Source organism: Raoultella sp. (assembly GCF_039594335.1).
Lineage (GTDB): Bacteria > Pseudomonadota > Gammaproteobacteria > Enterobacterales > Enterobacteriaceae > Klebsiella.
The window spans coordinates 1-4,224 of the sequence record NZ_JBCNNS010000226.1 but is presented as its reverse complement, the minus strand read 5'-3'; the positions used below and the strand labels follow the sequence as shown (position 1 = coordinate 4,224).

3 protein-coding genes are annotated in these 4,224 nt (G+C 54.3%); 1 reads left to right on the top strand and 2 read right to left on the bottom strand.

What is annotated here, in order from left to right; translation table 11 throughout:
• Positions 1-700 precede the first annotated feature (700 nt).
• Positions 701-1,018, top strand: coding sequence for a hypothetical protein (locus ACZAHD_RS21915; RefSeq protein ID WP_462458617.1), 318 nt, complete (start codon positions 701-703; stop codon positions 1,016-1,018).
• 53 nt (positions 1,019-1,071) lie between these two features.
• On the opposite strand, the gene ACZAHD_RS21910 is transcribed toward ACZAHD_RS21915, so the two are convergent.
• Together ACZAHD_RS21910 and rbbA are read right to left on the bottom strand one after the other, a co-directional pair.
• Positions 1,072-2,196 carry an ABC transporter permease gene (locus tag ACZAHD_RS21910; protein ID WP_462458616.1) on the bottom strand — a complete coding sequence of 375 codons (1,125 nt, stop codon included), beginning with the start codon at positions 2,194-2,196 and terminating at the stop codon, positions 1,072-1,074.
• A partial coding sequence (gene rbbA, locus ACZAHD_RS21905) for a ribosome-associated ATPase/putative transporter RbbA (RefSeq protein WP_462458615.1) occupies positions 2,196-4,224 on the bottom strand: 2,029 nt, incomplete at its 5' end. The genes rbbA and ACZAHD_RS21910, both read right to left, overlap by 1 nt.

Genomic DNA, 4,224 nt, shown 5'->3' with positions numbered 1-4,224 from the left:
GACTGGGCCCTTTATTGTGTCTGCGGTCCGCCGGGGAGTGCTGTCCGGCAGACAATCACCAGGCATCCAGTCGGTAAGAAGCCCGTCCAGACGGACGGGCTTTTTGCGTTTTTGTCGGTACAGAATCTGGCCTGACAGACTGGTGCGTTCGGTTAACCCGGACAGGCACCATGCGTAATATCCCTTCAGGATGAAACAAGGCCTTTTACCGCGCCAGAGTGGCACTGCGCAACGAAGAGATTCGCTGCGACGCTCATCTTTTATTATGTGAAAATATCTCTTTTCATATCTCTCGTTGCTGAATATCTCTCTCTTATTTTATGACGCTTTATTTATTAATATTAAATATTATTTCCGGGGCTTAATGATGACGTAAAAATATAAAACAAAAATCCAATTTTATATTTAAAAGTATTTATTTGATTTATATTTTGAATTTTAATTTTTATTTATCAATATGTTAAGTTGTTTTGTTTGTATGTGACGATACGTGCTATTGTAACTGGACTTTCTAGGGGAAATGTTTTAGTGTCATTAACAGTTTGTTAACTCGATCGAATTCGTGTCACTGTAATATCGATATAATGTAGCGCGTACGATCTGTATTAATGCTATCCCGATGTCGCTGAGATCCCCCTCCACCCCACGCAGTCTAATGGGGGTGGAATCCATGTTATCGAGCGACACGATGAGAATATAAATGAAGATCCTTTTAAAATGGTCGCCTTTGCGCCGGTTCATCCGTTACCTGCAGGAACGCTTCACCTTTTTGGTTCTGCTGTGCTGGCCGGCGATTATCTGGGTTGCTTGTCGGGTGTGCGTCTGGGCCGCTGACAGCGTAATGCTGCTGATGGGGAAACCGATAAGCGAATCCTTTACTGTCTACCTGCAGCCACTGATGACGTTTAGCGCGTTAGTGCGTATTTCGCTGAGCTGGGTAGTTCTGCTCTTTATCCTGTTCAGCATGGCAATGGGCTTTACCTGGCTGCTACGTCGCGTGATAAACCGCAAGCACTAACCTCGTCCTTATCGCCGGTGGCCGTCACCTGACGTATGGCCACCGCGCACCCCTCACGCCATCGTGCCAATCGTTTTACGAAAACGAAGAAGTGCGATAGTAAAGAACACGACGCCGATGGCCATCAGGGTTAAAAACTGCGGCCAAACGATGGTAAAGTCGGCCCCACGATACAGAATCGCCTGCGCCAGGCTGACAAAATGCGTGGTCGGCATGGTTAACATAATATCCTGCACCGCTTGCGGCATGCTTTCCCGCGGAGTCGAGCCACCAGACAGCATCTGCAGCGGCAGCAGCACCAGAATCATCAGCAGCCCCAGCTGTGGCATCGAGCGAGCTATTGTTCCCATAAAGATACCGATCGACGTGGTGGCAAACAGGCTCAAGGCCACACCCAGCATAAACAGCGGTATGGAACCTTCAATCGGCACCTGCAGCACTCCCTGGACCATGAGCAGCAGCGACAGCCCGGAAACAACCAGCACCACCAGCCCCATCGACCAGATTTTTGCCAGCATAATTTCGAACGGCGTTACCGGCATAACCAGCAGGTGTTCGATCGTACCGTGCTCACGCTCGCGGATCAGCGCCGAGCCGGTCAGCACGATGGCCAGCAGGGTGATATTATTGATGATGGCCATGACTGCGCCAAAACGCTCCTGTTCGAGATTGGGGTTAAAGCGCATGCGTACCACCAGCTCGATCGGTAGGGTATCGTTACCCCGGTAGCGAGCCACGAAGCTGTTCACCTCTCCGCTAATAATATTCTGGATATAACCATTGCCGGTAAACGCCTGACTCATACGCGTGGCGTCGACGTTCACTTGAATTTCCGGCTGCCGTCCGGCGAGCACATCACGCTGAAAGTCGGGCGGAATATTAATGGCAAAGGTATAGTTCCCGGCATCCAGCCCGGCATCCATCTCATCTTCATTGATCAGCTCAGGCGGTAAAAACCACGGCCGATAAAAGCCGTTGATAATGCGCGAAGAGAGCTGAGATTTATCCATATCGGCAATCGCGACAGGTGCCAGATGCAGCGAACCCGGCATCACGGTTGCTGAGGAATAGACCGATACGGTGAAGGCGAACAGGATTAAGGTCAGCATCGCCTTATCGCCGAGCAGACTGCGCAGCTCCTTGATGCCGAGATGATAGATATTGCGTAATCCGTGCATCACCCCTCCTGTTTTTTCAGCAGCCATACGCTGAGACCGAGCACCAGCGGGATGGCTATCAGCAGCGGTATAAAGGACGCCCACAGATCGGTCAGATTCAGGGCTTTTGAAAATGTGCCGCGGGCAATGGTCAGAAAGTGGCTGGTCGGGTAAATCTGCCCAATCCAGCGACCCGGCCCCTCGAGAGAAGCGACCGGGTCAATCATGCCGGAAAACTGCGTGGCCGGTATCAGCGTAATAATGGCGGTGCCGAAGATGGCCGCAATCTGGCTTTTCATAAAGGTCGAGATCAGAAGCCCCAACCCGGTGGCGATGGTGACATAGAGCAGCGCCGCCACGGTCAGGGTCAGAAAACTGCCCTTATGCGCCACGTCAAACACAAAGACCGACAGCGCGCACAGCAGGAAGAAGTTAAACATGCCCAGCGCGATATACGGCAGCTGCTTGCCCAGAAGGAACTCGCTGCGGGTCGTCGGCGTGACGTACAGATTGATGATTGAACCAAGCTCTTTTTCACGTACCACGCTCAGCGCGCTGAGCATTGCCGGGATCATCATCAACAGCAGCGGGATCACCGCCGGAACAATCGCCGGCAGGCTTTTCACGTCTGGGTTATAGCGATAGCGCGTCTCGATGGATATCAGCGACGTATCGCGACCGGGCGTCGCCTGCCGTCCGGCCATCTCCTGCAGCCAGGTCAGATGCATCGCCTGGACGTAACCGCGTACCGTCTCAGCCCGGTTAGGCATAGAGCCGTCCACCCATACGCCAATTTTTACCGGCGTACCGCGAGCAATATCGCGGCCGAAATCAGGCGGAATTTCAATGGCGACGGCCAGTTCGCTGTTACGCATCCGTCTGTCCAGTTCATCATAGTTTTGCAGCGGCGGTTGCTCAATGAAGTAGCGCGAACCGGCAATATTCTGCGACCAGCCCTGACTGCTGAGGGTCTGGTCGCGATCGAGGACCGCGAAGCGTAGATCTTCCACGTCCATGCTAATGCCATATCCCATAATGAACATCAGAATCACGGTACCCAGCAGCGCCAGGGTTGAACGTACCGGATCGCGTCGCAGCTCCAGCGCTTCACGGCGGCTGTAGCTAAACAGTCGCCGCAGGCTGAACGCCTGGCGCGGGGCCGTCGTTCCGGCGGGAGAGCTTACCAGGGGGGCCGGCGGTATTGGTTCGACGGGCCGCTGGGCCTCCTGCAGCCAGGCGATAAACGCCTCTTCAAGGTTTGCCGCTCCGCGCTGCGCAACCAGCGCCTGCGGCGTATCGCTAGCCAGCACCTTCCCGGCGTGCATCAGCGAAATGCGATCGCAACGCTCGGCTTCATTCATAAAGTGGGTCGAAATAAAAATCGTCACCCGATCTTGACGGGCGAGATCGACCATCAGCTGCCAGAACATATCTCTGGCGATCGGATCGACGCCGGAAGTCGGTTCATCAAGGATCAGCATTTCCGGACGATGGATCACCGCCACGGCAAGCGAAAGGCGCTGGCGAATGCCTAACGGCAGAGCGGTGGGCAGCGCCTCTTCGACCTCCGTTAGCATAAAACGCTGGCTCATTTCCGCCACCCGAGCGGGGATGTCGGCATCCGGAATGTGAAATAAACGGGCGTGCAGTTCGAGGTTCTGCCTGACGGTCAGTTCGCTGTAGAGGGAGAAAGCCTGAGACATATAGCCGACGCGGCGACGGGTTTCGATATCCCTGGGATTGACCGGCTGACCAAATAACCAGGCTTCGCCTTCGCTGGCGGGCAGCAAGCCGGTCAGCATTTTCATGGTGGTTGATTTACCGCAACCGTTCGAACCGAGGAAACCAAAAATCTCGCCGCGTGCGATGCGGAAGTTCACATGGTCGACCGCCACGAAGTTGCCGAAGCGCATGGTCAGGCCGCGGGCTTCAATCGCGATTTCATTTTCCTGAGCGTGACGTGGCGCAATGATCACCTCTTTATGCGCCTTGCGCTGGGCTTCCGGCAACAGGGCGATAAACGCTTGCTCCAGGGTCTGACTACGGGTT

Bases quoted from the DNA above. Each gene is read 5' to 3' on its own strand.
- ACZAHD_RS21910 (WP_462458616.1), bottom strand. From the start codon at position 2,196: ATGCACGGATTACGCAATATCTATCATCTCGGCATCAAGGAGCTGCGC.
- ACZAHD_RS21915 (WP_462458617.1), top strand. From the start codon at position 701: ATGAAGATCCTTTTAAAATGGTCGCCTTTGCGCCGGTTCATCCGTTAC.